Source organism: Neobacillus niacini (genome assembly GCF_031457145.1).
In the GTDB taxonomy this organism is placed as follows: domain Bacteria; phylum Bacillota; class Bacilli; order Bacillales; family Cytobacillaceae; genus Neobacillus; species Neobacillus niacini_J.
Genome location: NZ_JAVDVZ010000016.1, coordinates 1 through 15,732 on the forward strand (window position 1 = coordinate 1; position 15,732 = coordinate 15,732).

General features: G+C 38.5%; 17 protein-coding genes. 5 read left to right on the forward strand and 12 right to left on the reverse strand.

The annotated features are described in order from the left end of the window. Positions 1-170: 170 nt before the first annotated feature. Entirely contained in the window at positions 171-833 is a 663-nt protein-coding gene (locus J2Y03_RS24695; protein ID WP_310199445.1) for an FMN-dependent NADH-azoreductase, read from the reverse strand. Positions 834-1,075: 242 nt separating this feature from the next. Between J2Y03_RS24695 and J2Y03_RS24700 the strand changes: the two genes are divergently transcribed. The 4 genes from J2Y03_RS24700 to J2Y03_RS24715 are packed head-to-tail and all read left to right on the forward strand — an operon-like array spanning position 1,076 to position 4,371. Next, positions 1,076-2,011 carry a helix-turn-helix transcriptional regulator gene (locus tag J2Y03_RS24700; RefSeq protein WP_310199447.1) on the forward strand — a complete coding sequence of 312 codons (936 nt, stop codon included), beginning with the start codon at positions 1,076-1,078 and terminating at the stop codon, positions 2,009-2,011. Continuing rightward, positions 2,011-2,877 (forward strand): ABC transporter substrate-binding protein, encoded by an 867-nt coding sequence (locus J2Y03_RS24705; RefSeq protein WP_310199449.1) that lies wholly within the window; start codon positions 2,011-2,013, stop codon positions 2,875-2,877. Before J2Y03_RS24700 ends, J2Y03_RS24705 begins: the two co-directional genes overlap by 1 nt. Positions 2,878-2,908: 31 nt before the next feature. Then, complete coding sequence (locus tag J2Y03_RS24710; RefSeq protein ID WP_310199451.1) at positions 2,909-3,607, forward strand: ABC transporter permease; 699 nt, start codon at positions 2,909-2,911, stop codon at positions 3,605-3,607. Positions 3,608-3,666: 59 nt separating this feature from the next. Continuing rightward, positions 3,667-4,371 carry an ABC transporter ATP-binding protein gene (locus J2Y03_RS24715; RefSeq protein WP_310199626.1) on the forward strand — a complete coding sequence of 235 codons (705 nt, stop codon included), beginning with the start codon at positions 3,667-3,669 and terminating at the stop codon, positions 4,369-4,371. 159 nt (positions 4,372-4,530) lie between these two features. On the opposite strand, the gene J2Y03_RS24720 is transcribed toward J2Y03_RS24715, so the two are convergent. From J2Y03_RS24720 to nadE, 9 genes are all read right to left on the reverse strand, one after another. After that, positions 4,531-5,907, reverse strand: coding sequence for an ATP-binding protein (locus tag J2Y03_RS24720; RefSeq protein ID WP_310199453.1), 1,377 nt, complete (start codon positions 5,905-5,907; stop codon positions 4,531-4,533). Further along, positions 5,885-6,595 (reverse strand): response regulator transcription factor, encoded by a 711-nt coding sequence (locus J2Y03_RS24725; RefSeq protein ID WP_310199454.1) that lies wholly within the window; start codon positions 6,593-6,595, stop codon positions 5,885-5,887. Before J2Y03_RS24725 ends, J2Y03_RS24720 begins: the two co-directional genes overlap by 23 nt. Before the next feature lie 278 nt (positions 6,596-6,873). Beyond that, positions 6,874-8,388 (reverse strand): flotillin family protein, encoded by a 1,515-nt coding sequence (locus J2Y03_RS24730; protein ID WP_310199456.1) that lies wholly within the window; start codon positions 8,386-8,388, stop codon positions 6,874-6,876. A gap of 15 nt (positions 8,389-8,403) precedes the next feature. Then, a complete protein-coding gene (locus J2Y03_RS24735; RefSeq protein ID WP_310199628.1) occupies positions 8,404-8,937 on the reverse strand; it encodes a hypothetical protein in 534 nt (177 codons plus the stop codon). Positions 8,938-9,059: 122 nt separating this feature from the next. Continuing rightward, a complete protein-coding gene (locus J2Y03_RS24740) occupies positions 9,060-9,794 on the reverse strand; it encodes an amino acid ABC transporter ATP-binding protein (protein WP_132092632.1) in 735 nt (244 codons plus the stop codon). A gap of 20 nt (positions 9,795-9,814) precedes the next feature. Next, positions 9,815-10,510: an amino acid ABC transporter permease gene (locus J2Y03_RS24745; protein ID WP_132092635.1), complete on the reverse strand. Its 696-nt coding sequence runs from the start codon at positions 10,508-10,510 to the stop codon at positions 9,815-9,817. Next, entirely contained in the window at positions 10,497-11,330 is an 834-nt protein-coding gene (locus tag J2Y03_RS24750) for an amino acid ABC transporter substrate-binding protein (protein WP_310199458.1), read from the reverse strand. Before J2Y03_RS24750 ends, J2Y03_RS24745 begins: the two co-directional genes overlap by 14 nt. A gap of 160 nt (positions 11,331-11,490) precedes the next feature. After that, the gene (locus J2Y03_RS24755) at positions 11,491-12,699 is read right to left on the reverse strand and encodes an MASE3 domain-containing protein (RefSeq protein ID WP_310199460.1); all 1,209 of its coding nucleotides are present in this window, start codon (positions 12,697-12,699) and stop codon (positions 11,491-11,493) included. A gap of 120 nt (positions 12,700-12,819) precedes the next feature. Beyond that, positions 12,820-13,638, reverse strand: a complete 819-nt coding sequence (nadE, locus tag J2Y03_RS24760) for an ammonia-dependent NAD(+) synthetase (protein ID WP_310199461.1) — start codon at positions 13,636-13,638, stop codon at positions 12,820-12,822. Between the two features lie 153 nt (positions 13,639-13,791). Between nadE and J2Y03_RS24765 the strand changes: the two genes are divergently transcribed. Then, on the forward strand, positions 13,792-14,304 hold the full coding sequence (locus tag J2Y03_RS24765) for an acyl-CoA thioesterase (protein WP_310199462.1): 513 nt from the start codon (positions 13,792-13,794) through the stop codon (positions 14,302-14,304). A 25-nt stretch (positions 14,305-14,329) separates the two neighbouring features. Here the strand turns inward: J2Y03_RS24765 and J2Y03_RS24770 are convergent, their stop codons facing one another. Together J2Y03_RS24770 and J2Y03_RS24775 are read right to left on the reverse strand one after the other, a co-directional pair. After that, positions 14,330-15,310 (reverse strand): cation diffusion facilitator family transporter, encoded by a 981-nt coding sequence (locus J2Y03_RS24770; protein ID WP_310199463.1) that lies wholly within the window; start codon positions 15,308-15,310, stop codon positions 14,330-14,332. Positions 15,311-15,455: 145 nt separating this feature from the next. Continuing rightward, positions 15,456-15,689 carry a hypothetical protein gene (locus J2Y03_RS24775; RefSeq protein ID WP_310199465.1) on the reverse strand — a complete coding sequence of 78 codons (234 nt, stop codon included), beginning with the start codon at positions 15,687-15,689 and terminating at the stop codon, positions 15,456-15,458. Between the last annotated feature and the right edge of the window lie 43 nt (positions 15,690-15,732).

Below are 15,732 nucleotides of genomic sequence, written 5' to 3' on the forward strand. Positions count from 1 at the left end.
GAGGACTAATCTTCTTGCCACACCTGGTGATTTGTCCTCAAGACCCTTGATTGAGGACTAATCTTCTTGCCACACCTGGTGATTTGTCCTCAAGATGCGCTTTATACTAGTTAGGTATATAAGAATACATAAAAAATGCGGCTCGATTTTCGAGTCGCATTTTTTGTTTATTAAACTGTAACCGTTTCTTTTGCCATTTCTCTTGCTGCTTCGATCACTTGTTCTTTTGCTTTTGCCATAATTTCAGGTATTTGTTTTGGAAAATGGTCCATACCTTCAGCAAATACTGTTGGCATAACTTCCATTCCTAGGAAGCCTAGCACTTTTGTTAAGAAACGGTCGCCAAATTCAAAGTCAACCATCGGACCAGTGGAGTAAATGCCGCCGCGCGTTTGAATATGAAGTGCTTTGCGGTTTGTGAGCAGCCCTTTTGCACCTTCATGTGTATTGATAAAAGTCTTATTAACAATAAATAGATTATCAAGGAATGCTTTTAAAATAGCCGGAGAGCCAAAGTTCCAAATTGGTGTAACAAACACATAATAATCAGCTGCAATAAACCGGTCAGCAAGTGCATGCATAGAAGTGATTTGTTTTTGTTCTCCCTCTGTTAGCTCATCAAAAGTCTTGCCCATGAAGGATAGCTTAGCACGAGCATATAACAAGTCCATATCAATTTGCGGGATATCCATATCATATAAGTGCATATGTTCTATTTCTACTTCGGGTCTCTGTGTTTTAAACTCTTCTAAAAACGCCTCACCAAGCTGCATTCCCTTTGAAAGTTTAATATCATTCTTCGGGTTAACAGTAATATATAAAAGTTTTGTCATCTAATCCCCATCCCTTCTCAAATAAATTATCGTCTATCCATATAGTACAACAAACTTCCTTGTTCACTGATGAACAATAAGTGACGTTTATGAAAATAGTGTGAACGATTTCAATGAATATTGAACAAAAGATGACAATCCTTCATAAAAACAAACGAAACTTAACGAAACTTAACAAAAGTCACAGTTAAGATTGTATAATAACCCTATATTAAATAGGTAAAAGGAAGGAGGCATTAAGGATGGAAGGAAAAGCATATACCCCTGATGAGGTAGCTCAACTGTTCCAAATCTCCAAACATACCGTCTATGAACTGATTAAGCGAGGTGAATTACAGGCATTTAAAGTAGGCAACAAAATGAGAATCGAACACACAGAAATCGAAAGATATAAAGAAAATACAAAAGCACCAACGAAAAGAATTCAATCGGAGCAGCCTGATCTCTATACATCCTTTCCAATACGACTATCCGGAAGTCATGACTTTCTTGTAGAACACTTTGTAAAACAAACATCAAAAGATTTACACTTGCAAATCCAGCCGACCTACATAGGCAGCCTTGAAGGATTAATGATGCTTTATCGCGGCCAATCCGATATTGCAGCCATGCACCTATTAGATCCTGCTTCTCAGGAATATAATTTACCTTTTATACATCAACTCTTTGTCTACGAATCTATTTTAGTACAGCGATTCGTTTCAAGAGAACAAGGCTTTATCGTAGCAAAAGGAAATCCAAAAGGTATATCTACCTTTAAGGACCTCGCTAGAAAAGATGTTCAATTTGTTAACCGTCAAAAAGGCGCGGGGACAAGATTTCTTTTCGATTCCATGCTCTCAACCCATGGAATCAATCCTGCTGAAATAAATGGTTATCTGAATGAAGAATGGAATCACCTATCTACGGCTTCCTATATTAGCAGAGGTATGGCCGATGTGGCGTTTGGAATCCAATCTGCTGCAAGCCATTTGGGATTAGACTTTATTCCGATTGCAAAGGAACAATTTGACTTGGTATTCCGGTTTACAGACGAAAATAAAAAAAATCTAAACGAATTAATTCATTACCTGCAGTCTGATAGTTTTAAAAACAGTCTGACTGACTTAGATGGCTATGATATTTCCGAATTAGGAAAAGTAATTTACACAACAGCTAAAATGGAGGAAACATTCTAATGTTAAAGAATCGCTTTTTTGCTACACTATTCGTATTCATGCTTCTTATTTTATCAGCTTGTGGAAACACTGCCACCGAAAAAGAAGGAGCAACAGAGAAAAAGCCAGAACCAAAAGCAGAACCAACCGAACTAATCCTTGCTACAACAACTAGTACACAAGACAGCGGTTTATTAGATGAATTGCTGCCAATCTTTGAAAAAGAAAACAATGTTAAAGTGAAAACAATTGCGGTCGGTACAGGACAAGCATTAGAAATGGGAACAAAAGGTGAAGCTGATGTCCTTCTTGTTCATGCTCCAAAGTCAGAGGAAGAACTTGTTACTAGTGGAGATGCTGTGAATCGTAAACGCGTAATGTACAACGATTTTATTTTAATAGGACCTAAAGATAATCCAGCAGGTGTAAGCGGTGATGATGTAAAAGCAGCATTCCAAAAAATTACTGAAGTAAAAGCAAACTTTATTACTCGCGGCGATGACTCTGGTACACATAAAAAAGAACTTGGTATCTGGACAGCTGCCAATATCCAACCAACCGGTGACACATATATCTCAACGGGTCAAGGCATGGGTGCTTCTTTACAAATTGCCAATGAGAAAAATGGATATATTTTAACAGACCGTGCTACATGGCTTGCACAAGAGAAAAACTTAACCAACCTTACCATTGTTGTTGAGGGCGGCAAAGATTTAATGAATATTTACCACGTTATGCAGGTGAATCCAAAGAAACACGATATGGTTAATAGCAAGGATGCAGAAAAGTTTGTCGAGTTCATGGTTAATCCGGAAACACAAGATGTTATTGAAAGCTTTGGTAAAAAGGAATTCGGTCAGTCTTTATTTATTAAATATACTGAATAGCATTAGGCACAAGTGAAAGGCGGCAAACAGGATGGAACTTATTATCAATGGGCTAAAGAAAGCGATAGAAATGATTCTTACCGGTGATCGAGAAATTTTTGAGATCACCTGGTTAACTCTAAGAGTCTGCTTTTTGGCCACCTTGATTAGTTCCATTATAGGCTTGCCGCTTGGCATGTTTCTTGGTTTGACAAGATTTAGAGGAAGAAAAATTATCTTAGTCCTTATTAATATCGGCATGGGCTTACCGCCTGTTGTTGCGGGGTTATGGATTACCATGTTGCTATGGCGTTCCGGCCCCCTTGGCCATTTACAATTGCTCTATTCTCCTACGGCAATCGTGATGGCACAAGTACTCGTTTCCTTGCCGATCATTACCGGTTTGACCAGCTCTGCTTTTCAACAAATTAATGAAAAAATGCTGTTACAAATAAAAGCACTGGGTGCTACAAAAATCCAAACCTTTGGAATCCTTCTTAAGCAAACAAAAATTGCCATCGTGGCGGCAATCATGGCTGGCTTGGGCCGTGTAATCGCTGAGGTTGGTGCTGCACAGATGGTAGGAGGAAACATCCAAGGAGATACACGTATTTTAACCACTTCTATTGTGATGGAAGTATCAAAAGGTAACTTTGATGTTGCCCTTGCCATTTCCTTCATTCTATTAACGGTGGCTTTACTCATCACAGCCTCATTAACACTGTTACAGCAAAGGAAGCGATTATCATAATTCCATTAATTGAGCTTAAAAACATTACCTATGAAGCGAATAATAAAGGTATTTTAACCATCCCTCACTTCCAGATCCAAACTGGTGAATTCCTTGGAATTATGGGACCCAATGGCGCTGGAAAAAGTACCTTGCTTAAAGTAATGGCTTTGCTTGACAGAATGAGCAGTGGTGAGATTCTCTACCGCGGGCAAGTGATTCCAAATGGAACTCCCTCACTTGAACTGCGAAGGAAATTCTCCGTTGCCTTGCAGCAATCATTACTTTTAGAAGGCTCCGTTTTTCAAAATATCGCAATTGGATTAAGGCTTAGGAAGGTTCCCAAATCAGTTATCAAAGAAAAGGTAGCTTTATGGATGGAGCAGTTTCAAATCAGTCACTTAGCTAAGAAAAATTCCCATTACCTTTCAGGCGGTGAGGCACAACGAGTTAACCTTGCAAGGGCGATGATTGTTGATCCTGAAATTCTATTTCTTGATGAGCCCTTTTCGGCTTTGGATTTTCCCACAAAAATTAAGTTAATGGATGATTTTAAGGGAATTGTCGAACGTTCGGGCACGACGACTGCCTTTGTGAGTCATGACCTGATGGAAATCAATTATTTAACGAATTCCCTTGCCATCATGGTAAATGGAGAAGTTAAGCAGCATGGACCTACCCAGAGGGTCCTGGAACACCCCAATTCCGCTACTTCTCCGTTTCTCAATGAATGGAAGAAATTCTATCAAGTGAACTCCCGCATTGAAAAGCCGCTATCCATGTAGATAGCGGCCTTTTTTATGGCTCTTTTCTTAAACTTTGTTGTTTTTTGGAACAAAGTTTAAGAAAAGAGCTTGCAAACTAATTTCATAAGCGCAAAATAACTATTTCACGTTAAAATCGGCTTTAAGATTTTAACAACAATCTTTACGAAAATAACCTTATTATTCATCATCTTCTGGAAACCATAATATAACGCTTGTCCCTTTATTGATTCTGCTTTTTACTTTAATAAACCCCTGATGTGCTTCCATTAACGCCTTCACAATTGAAAGACCAATTCCTGCACCGCCTGTTTTTCGATCACGGGATTTATCACCGCGATAAAAACGCTCAAATATATGTGGAATATCATCCTCAGCCATACCAGATCCTTCATCCGTTACCTTGAAACCAACATAGCCTTCCTTTTCGGTCAATACGGAGATGGTTACATTCTTTCCTCCCGGTGTATACTTTAGAGCATTGTTTAATACGTTAGAGAGTATTTGCATTAAACGGTCCTTATCTGCAGAAAAAGTAAGTTCTTTTTCCGGCTCTTCTATATGAAGATGGACACCCTTTTGCTTAAACAATGGTACAAACATTTCCCATAGTGCTGCAAGAACACTGCCAGCTTCTACCTCTACTTTTTCCAATCGAATTTGGGGATTTTCCGCTGCAAGCAGTTTTTCAAGTTCATTCACTAGCCTTACTAATCGCATTAGCTCTTCATGGCTGGATTGTAAGCGTGCTGGAGTAGGATCCCAAATTCCATCCTGGTATGCCTCAATTTGACTTCTTAACGTGGCAAGTGGTGTCCGGAGTTCATGGGCTAGATCCCCAGTGAATTGTTTTCTTAACATTTCACCTTTTGCCAATGATTCTGCTAAATTGTTAAAAGATATTGCTAGCTGTTTTACCTCTGTAGGTAATCCAGATAATGGAATCCGGATTGATAGATTATGCTGCTGTAGTTCGTTCGCTGCAAAGGAAACCTTATTTAAACCAGTGGTTAGTTTTTTCGAAAATAACATACTAAATAGAATCGATAATAGGATCGTTAAGCATACTGCCGCATAAATGTATAACTGAATGGTTTTTAAAAAATTGTATTCATCATCAATCAAGCCCACTGGATAAATCGCAACGAGCTGTCCAATAATTTGGTCATCTACTCTAAGTGTATAGGAAGCAGAATTCCACTTTTCCCCATTCGGTTCGGGCTCTGCAAGGCCTAAACTATTCAACATCCCTCTGATATTGGATGAATCCATTTGCAGCTGTCCAACACGATCGTACAATTGAAAATAGAGCTGGTCAGTCATCGCGTGTTCATGAAGGAGCCCAAATACAGGATCAGCTGTGAAGTGCCCATTTTTTTTAAAATCTTTTTCAATTTCAGTGATGATTCTATTAATCTGCTTATCACGGTTTCGGTCTAAATAATTCTTAAAGCTTTCTTCAAATCCCCACTGCATAAAAAAGCTGACAAAGAGAATCCCAATCATCGAGCTGAGTAGTAAATAAAAGAGGATTTTAGACCGCAGTGTTTGAAACATCTAACACCCCTCCAAATTTATACCCCATTCCAAATACAGTCAGGATTAACGTTGGCTGTCTAGAATCCAGCTCAATTTTTTTGCGAAGGTTTTTAATATGCGTATCGACACTGCGCTCGTATCCTTCGTAATACATCCCTTCATCCTGGATTTTTTCGAGTAGATCCATTCGACTGTATACTCTTCCTGGATTTAATGCCATATTCGTGAGCAGCTTATATTCAATAGGTGTCAAAATAACATCCTGCCCTTTAACGATTACTTCTTTTTTACTAAGGTCTATCGCTAACTGCTTGTTATTGAATTCAATTCGTTCTACTTTCTCTATTTTCTTTACTCTTCTTAGGATTGCTTGTACGCGCACAACGACTTCACGCGGACTAAACGGCTTTGTTAAATAGTCATCTGCCCCCATTACAATGCCATTAATGCGGTCATCTTCCGCAGACTTAGCAGTCAGCATCAGAATCGGTACATCCGATTCTTTTCTCACTAAGCGGCATACCTCTTCACCGGAAATATCCGGAAGCATTAAATCTAATATTATTAAATCGGGATTTACGGTTTTCGCTTTTTTCAACGCATCTATTCCGTTATCGGCACAATGAATTTCATATCCTTCTCTTTCCAGGTAAGCTTCGAGAACTTCTATGATTCTTTTTTCATCATCAACAAGCAGTATTTTCATTGGTAACACTCCCCTTAAATATAATATATCATGTCGGGGAATTGCTTTTTTCATCTTCACAAATTCATCACAACTTCTTCATAACATCTACAATATTTCCCGATAAGATGAACCTGTAGCAATGAAAGAGGCTTTCACCTCTTTAGGTTATTATGATATTAACCACTTGCTCTCCCAATTTTAATCTCTCTTTTTTTACATACGGGTATCCCAACGTGGGAGCCCTATTTTTTTGCACAAAAAATCCTTACCATTTTTGATAAGGATTCTTTTCGTGCTTATTCTTCAGTTTTTTTAATAGTTGATGTCAGTTCTTCAATGCTTCGCTTCACATTACCTTTTCCTGAGTAGTTTTCGATTAATTCTTTGACATCAATTCCACTAGAAGCCTTTAATGACTCCTGCAGAGTGGCCATTAGATTTGTAGCATATCCAGTGATTTTATTGGCACCGCCATTTTCTCCGGAACCGCCGGTATCAACCACTGTGATTTTATCAATATTCGCTAGCGGGCTTGCCACTTGCTTCGCGTATTCCGGAAGCATTTTAATAATCATATCTAAGATAGCTGCTTGACCGAATTGTTCGAATGCTTCTGCTATCTTTTCCTTTGCTTCTGCTTCTGCTAAACCTTTCAGACGAATGATTTCCGCCTCTGCAGAACCTTGTGCCTTTTGGGCTTCCGCTTTGGACAAACCATCTAAGCGAACTCGTTCTGCTTCTGCTTTCGCCATTGCTTCAATACGGTATTTGTTCGCTTCTGCTTCTGCGATTTGTTTTGCCTTATTCGCTGCAGCTGCTTGCTCAACAGAATATCGGTCCGCATCGGCTTTTTTCTTTACTTCAGAATCATACTGACGCTCACGGCGCAGAATTTCTTTTTCTTCTAATTCAATTTGCTTTTGTCTTTCGATAATTTTAACTTGCATTTCCTGCTCTGTTACTTCCTGTTTCGACCTTGCACTTTCCAATTCGTATGCCATGTCAGCCCGTGCTTTAGCACTATCTTGTTCACGGCGGAACTCTGCAACTTTTAACTGATTAATTTTTTCTGCCTCAGCAATTTCAGTAGCACGCTCTAATTCAGAACGCTTTGCTTCCTTTGCAGCTTCTGCTCTTTTAATCCTAGTTTCTTTATCAGCTTCAGCAGTTGCAATATCAGCATCACGTTTAACTTGGGCAATTCTTGGTTTACCAAGGGAATCGAGATATCCATTTTTATCGCGAACATCCCTAATCGTAAAGGAAACGATAACTAATCCCATTTTCGCTAAATCCTGTGAAGCCACTCGTTGAACCTCTTGCGAGAATTTATCGCGGTTTTTATAAATCTCCTCCACCGTCATCGAACCGAGGATGGAGCGTAAATGCCCTTCAAGAACTTCCTTTGCTTCATTTTCTCGATCTTCCTTAGCCTTACCCAGGAATTGTTCCGCAGCCGTGGCAATTTCACTAATCGAGCCGCCAATTTTTATGATTGCGACACCATCTGCCATAACAGGTACACCCTGCTCAGTATATACTTCTGGTGTAGTGACCTCTAGTTTACTAGATAGCAAGCTAAGCGGCTTTGCTTGTTGAAACACGGGTAATATGAAGCTGCCGCCACCGCGAATGATTTTGATTTTATTGCCTGATTCATCGACATGTACACTACCGTTTCCTAAGAAACTGCCGGTAACAATTAACGCCTCATCTGGTCCTGCAGTCCGGTACTTCGTAACAAAAACACCAATTAACGCGATTAAAATAAATGCAACAATCCCTATGACAATCCAAAAACCTAATTCCATCTAGCCAACCTCCCACTATAATAAATATGTCTCTATTTCTTGATGGGATGACACTTGAAGTACCCCATCTTTGATATCAACCACAAGCACCTTCGTGCCATTATCAATCGGGACACGATCAAAGCTTGTCGCTGGTTTTGCAATTCTGCCGCTAATGCTTTCAATCATTACCTCACCATATCCATCTGCCGGAATCGCTGTAATTACTGCACCAATTCTGCCGCGTAAATCAGATTCTTTATAAACCAATGACTCTTCGGCATTCGATAATGGGATTAGTATAAATACATTTAAAAAAGTAACAAGGATAATAGCGATTAAAACTGAAATTCCAATGATTAGTAAATATTGAATCGAGGTGAGTTTTTCCAATAAATAGCCGCTTGCTGAAAAAATCGTTACAAACGCTAAAATGATTACCGGATTCAGATAATCTGGTCCGTCAAAATGAGCAACATCTGCAAAAAACATGTACAAAATCGTCAAAATACCTGAACCGATTAACCCATACAAATAGATTGTTTCTAATGGCAGGTTGAATACTTCCATTGGCACCACACCCTTCGTTATGTATGTAACTTTAATACGATTCAATAATGGAAAAGTTTCACATTTTACAATAATATTTTACCTAAATAATAAAAAAAGTGCTATGACTTTTGACATAGCACTTATTGAATCATATTTAAAAACTTTTTTGTCCGTTCTTCTTTTGGATAGGTGAAGATTTCTTCTGGTTTGTTTCTTTCAATAACTACACCTTGATCCATAAAAATAACCTCATCGGCAGCCTCTCTCGCGAACCGCATTTCGTGTGTGACGACAATCATGGTCATCCCTTCATTGGCAAGGTCCTTCATAACCTTTAGTACCTCACCAACAAGTTCAGGGTCTAGGGCAGAAGTTGGTTCGTCAAAAAGCATTACCTTTGGTTCCATTGCCAATGCTCTGGCAATACCAACCCTTTGCTGCTGCCCCCCGGATAGCTGTGCGGGATAATAATCCATTTTATCACCCAGACCCACCTTTTCTAGCAATCCCTGAGCCTTCTTTTTCGCTGAATCTTTATTCTCATTCTTCACCACCACCGGACCTTCCATCACATTTTCAAGGGCCGTTTTATGTGGGAATAAATTATAACTTTGAAACACCATACCTGTTAATCGACGAAAAGCTGCAATGTCTTTTTTCGCTACAGTGTGCGAAAAATCTAAGGTATGATCCTCAATGGAAATAACACCTTTTGTAGGTGTTTCCAAAACATTCAAGCAGCGGAGCATTGTCGTTTTCCCTGAACCTGATGGTCCAATGACAACCACCACTTTTCCCTTCTTCACTTCTAGGTCAATACCTTTTAAAACCTCTAATGTTCCAAATTGCTTATACAATCCTTTAATGGATATCATGTAACATCCCCTCCTATCTATTACACGTACCGTTCCAGTCTCTTTTCCATCATTTGTTGAATGACAGAGAGGAAAAAGCAAATGACCCAATAAATGAGGGCAGCTTCAGAATACACCAATAAGAATTCATAATTACTCGCAGCAATTTCTTGGGCCTTTCGAAACATTTCGGTTACTAACACAAGAGAGGCAAGCGATGTATCTTTTACGAGACTGATAAACGAATTAGATAACGGTGGAACAGAAACGCGAGCTGCTTGAGGAAGAATAATTCTTTTTAACACCTGTGTATAACTCATTCCAATCGAATAACCTGCTTCCCACTGTCCCTTTGGGGTTGATAGGATGGCAGCTCGAATAATTTCAGAAGCATAAGCACCAACACTTAGGGAAAAACCGATTACAGCTGAAATATACGAATTGATAATAATGCCTACGGTTGGCAAACCATAAAAAATGATAAATAACTGAACCAATAAAGGAGTTCCCCGTATCACTGAAACATAAACCCGTGCAATGATTTGAAAGACCTTTACTTGGGAAATTCGAGCTAAGGCAGTGAGGATAGCTAAGATAATCCCAATGATAAAAGTAATGATGGTTAAGGGTATCGTATAAAAAATAGCCCCTTTCAGAAGGGGCAGAAAGGAACTTTGAGCAATATCAATTAACCGGGCAGTTCTCTCTGGGTCAGCAAAAATACTATTTAAGTACATCTTCACCAAACCATTTCTCTGAAATTTTTGTATAAGTGCCGTCCTTTATCATTTCAGTCAAAGACTTATTAACCTCGTCAACAAGAGTATCACTGTTTTTCCTGAACATTAAGCCGCTGACAGAAGCTTCTTTACTTGTATCGACAATTTTAATGGGTGCATCAGGTTTTTGCTTTGTATAATCTAAGACCGTAATCCGATCATTAATCGTTACATCAACACGTTTAGAAGCAAGCAGCTCTACTGCTTGTGAAAAACCTTCTACCCCAACAAGATTCGCACCATACTTTTTGGCCATGTCGCCATAGTTACTAGTCAATGACTGTGCAGAATTTAACCCTTTAATGTCTTCAAATGCCTTGACCTCGTTATTATCCTTATGGGTAATCAGAACAGCGGCAGAAGTAATATAGGGATCAGAAAAATCGTACTTTTCCTGACGGTCAGGGCGAATACCAACCTGGTTGGCAATCATATCAAAACGCTTTGCATCAAGTCCTGCAAAGATGGCATCCCATTGTGTTTCCTTAAACTCAGGTTTCACCCCTAAACGTTTTGCAACTTCTGTAGCAATCTCCACATCAAATCCGGTAAGATTGCCGCTTTCATCATGAAATGTAAACGGTGCATATGTACCCTCTGTACCAATAAGTAACTTTCCGTCATCTTTAATCTTTGCTAATAGATCTTGATTTTCAGCCTTTTCAGCAGTCTTTTTATCTTCTTTTTTATCTTCTTTTGCCTTATCATCCTTTCCACAAGCCGACAAAATTAAGATAAAACTTAGTAAAAGTACAATAAATACGGTTAATTTCTTCATTATGATTACCTCCAAATACTAAAGTTTTCTACATTTAAACTTATCATTCCCAATCTTTTCAACTAAAATGTAAAACACCTGCCAGATGCCCAGCAGGTGTTAATACTTTATTATTATGCAGATAATAGTTCTTTATTTGCATGTTCTTTTGTACGTGCTTTCAACAGTGGCTTACTACTTTGGCATTTTTATTTTCTTCATTTCTAAATGACTTTGGATTGAACCTTCCAGGAAACATTCCTGTCATGTCCATCGCCGTTCCTAGTATAACATCTCCGCCATATTCATCAACCGAAGGTTTAATGGAAATTAACAAAAATTTATCCAGAAATTCCATTTCAAAGGTCACACATTCTTGAAGGTTGTTGGTTAAATAACAATAATCATTCATGGATGCATGGTGTATATGAAGTATTTCCGAAATGGGTCTCCCTACAATTTCCTTCTGACCATAATGAATATCTTTTAACAATTCCCCCTCTATATTTGTACAAATAAAGTGGTTACCCTGCCTCTTCAATCCAAAAAATAATCCTGGATGGTCGAGCATGGATTTTCCCTTGTTCAATTGTGAAGATTCATCTAAGAATTCAGTAAAATAAAATCCTTTTAAAATAAAGTAAAAACCAAATACTTTATAAACATGGCCAAGAAAGTTATCAAGGTCAAAAACACTTTGATAGATAGTAAAGATTAATTCAGTTAGCAGCAAAAAAACAAATGCCAAGGCGAATAATAATTTGTCTTCCCTTTTATCCATATAATATTGGTATAACGAAACCATCAGAGAAATAAATAAAATAAAGCTTACGCCGTACTCGATACTATTTTTTAATAATGTAGTGCCTTTCCCTTCAACTACAAGTAATGGAAGGCTTTTTTCAAAGGAAATAATAATAAATCCGATGGTACCTGTTAGCAGCAACCCTAGAGCCACTGACAAAAAGCGATAATCTCTTCTTACTTTTCGATCAGGCAAAAGTACTAAAGCCAGCATTAGTATCGACTGAATAATCCTCGCTATTACCCAAAACCAAGTTGCTTTTTGGACAGAACTAGGTGTAATAAAAAAAGGCATTCCCTTGTACGAAAGCGTATGGAATATATCAATCATCCCTACTGTAAAAAAAGTAAAAGCCAATAGTAGCAAACGGAGGGATTTTATTGTGCTAAATTTTTTTATTCCATAAAGAAATATGGTAATGGAAATGGCAATACAGATAATTTCTAAAAAGGAGTGTATGCCTACATAGTTAATAGGGTTATAAATGTTATTAATCTGAGATAGGAATACACGTACCATCATCAAAAGAAAGATGGCACTAACCGTATACAGTAGAAATTTTGTTTCTGTTATCGATGATTTCATAGCCCCACTTCCTTTTTTTTCCTAAGTTTATTATAAAACGAAGGGACGAAGTTTATCGGGGTAAGATTTATCATTTTTATGAATTTTTCAAAATAAAAAGGAGGGAAAATCTTCTCTCCTTTACCTCCACCAAGTGTCAAACATCGATGCTGGAAGCTGACGTTTGTGTTCAGTAACCAAAAAACGCTGTTCGATTTTTTCTGCTATTTCACGTGCCACCGGTTTTCCTTCTAAGTAGTCATCAAGTTCATCATAGGATATGCCTAATTCTGTTTCGTCTGCCTGACCTGGTTTGACATCAAGAAGGTCTGCGGTCGGGACCTTTAAATAAAGCTTTTCATCTGCACCAAGTTCTTTTAACAAAGCCTTCCCTTGCCGTTTTGATAGGCCAGTTAATGGTAAAACATCTGCTCCGCCATCGCCATACTTCGTATAAAAGCCTGTAACAGCTTCTGCTGCATGATCGGTACCAATGACGAGCAGTCCTTCCATCCCGCCAAATGCATATTGAGCAATCATCCTCATCCGTGCTTTTACATTTCCTTTATGATAATCACTTAATGGTTCTTTTTTCGAAACTGTATTATATTCTGTTTGAACAGCATCAACAGCAGCTTTGATGTTAAAACTAAACTCTCGGTCTGCTTGGATGAAGTCTAAAGCAAGCTGAGCATCTGATTCATCCTGTTGGACTCCATATGGGAGTCGGACAGCTAAAAATAATGCCTCGTGTCCTTCCGCTCTCAACTCTTCTACAGCGAGCTGAGTAAGGCGGCCAGCCAGCGATGAGTCTTGACCCCCGCTAATCCCAAGGACGTATCCTTTTGTTTTCGTTTTTAACAAGTATCTTTTTAGGAAATCAATTCGATTTCTTATTTCTGCATTAGGATTTATTTCAGATTTTACATTTAATCTTTGTTGAATTTCATTTTGCATCATTGCCTTTGAACCTCCATTCTATGTATTCTTATAAGTAATTTATCATAATTGAAAAACATTAGCTTCCATTCGGGACACTTTTTATTTCAATAAAATGAGTATAGAATACGATTGGAGCAAAAAATAATTCATCTTTACTTTTGGAGGAGACGTATGGACTCAAAAACGTGTAATGAAACTAGAGTTGTAAGAACGAGCAGAATTTTCCCAAATGATGTTAACAACCACAATACTCTATTCGGGGGAAGATTAATGAGCGATATGGATATGCTTGCTTCCATTTCGGCAGTTCGCCTTTCAAGAAGGGAGTGTGTAACTGCCTCCACTGACTCCGTTGACTTTCTTAGCCCCATTACCCCGAATGACTCCGTATGCTTTGAATCCTTTGTCACCTGGACAGGGACGAGTTCAATAGAGGTTTTTGTCAAAGTGATTGCGGAGAACCTAATAACAGGCAATCGAAAAATAGCCGCAACTGCGTTCTTAACCTTTGTTGCTCTAGATGAGCACGGAAAGCCAACAAAAGTTCCATCGATTATCCCTGAAACAGAAGAGGAAAAAAAGCTCTTTGAAACAGGAAAAATAAGAGCTGATAAACGTAAGGAACATCGAAAAAACAGCAAGGAACTAGCAAGTTATTTTACAACTAATAAACCTTGGGAATGAAGGCAGACTGCTATGCAGCCTGCCTTTATTTATTGGTCGATTCTTTAGGCTCCCCTGGCTTCCACGTGCTGATTCCGTCCTCTTCATCAAATTCAATCGTTACATCCACTACACCTTTTTCGGCCATTATTTTTTCCTGCAAGCGGTCCTTTATATCATCTGCCGCTGCGATCGTTAGGCTTGGATCGATTTCAATCTCCAATTCAACATGCAGGTCCTCTCCCTCTTTTATCACAGCCAGGTCTTGGATATCTTTTACATCAGGGTCTGCCATCACTAATTGACCGATTTTCTCTTCCATCTCCTCATCAGCTATCCCGAGAACACCTGCAGCATTATCTAAAAATACCCTGCCGACAACAAAAAACATCATTAAGCCGATTAGAATGGACGCAGCGCCCTCAATCCAGCCGATATGTGCAAAATGAGAAATCACTACAGCGATAATTGCCAGTAACCCTCCGCTAGTTGCTACCATATCCTCCATAAAAACTAGCTTGGTCGCCGGCTTTGCTCTGCCTAGGTTTGCAAAACTTTTGAAAAAGACATTCATACCCCTTGCTTCGGCCCCCACTTCATGCAATACCTCTTTCATTGCTTTAAAAAGGACATACAATTCTAGGATAAGTGCAAAGGCAAGTACACCAATATTTATTAAAAATCCTTCTGATTCAGATGGGTGAAGAATGTGATGATAACCCTCTTGAATGGTTTCAAAGGCCATAATTCCTACTATCAACACAGCACCTAGTAAGACTAAGTTAACCAATCTTCCAAAACCATTAGGAAAACGATTAGTGGGTGACTTTTTGCTTAAGGCAGATCCAATAAATACAAAAAACTGGTTTGCCGCATCACCAAGACTATGCATGGTTTCTGCAAACATTGCGACATTTCCTGTATACGTATAGGCAACACCTTTTGCGATGGCAATGATGGTATTGACAATGGCTGCGATCATCGCTGATTTATTACCTTTTTTTAACAAACGAAATAGTTCTCCCATTATAACCCTTCTTTCTCTCAGCATTTTTACTTATCCTTACTATTTTCTAAAAAGGCAAGTTTCATGAAAATAGTAGGGAATAAAAAACAGCACATCATGCATTTAGAACAAAGAAAAACCCCCAATTCTGGGGGTTAGCTCTACTTTATACGTTTTTCAATACTAAAAATAACCGATTATTTCTCTCATTTTTTTCTTCTTCTGTAGCTAAATCATATTTCTTTAAAAGATGAAATACTTCATTTAATAGATCTTGCGTATGGTCTTTCGCTAAGAATTGTTCAAATAAGGGCTTCATATCCTCGGGAAGAAAAGCTGCTTGTGAATCATATTTATTTCTAACATCTTCCTGTGAATGGTCCAATTTGCATTCGCTCATAACAATCACCTTCCACTATTTTAGTTTAAGAATAACAGGATAT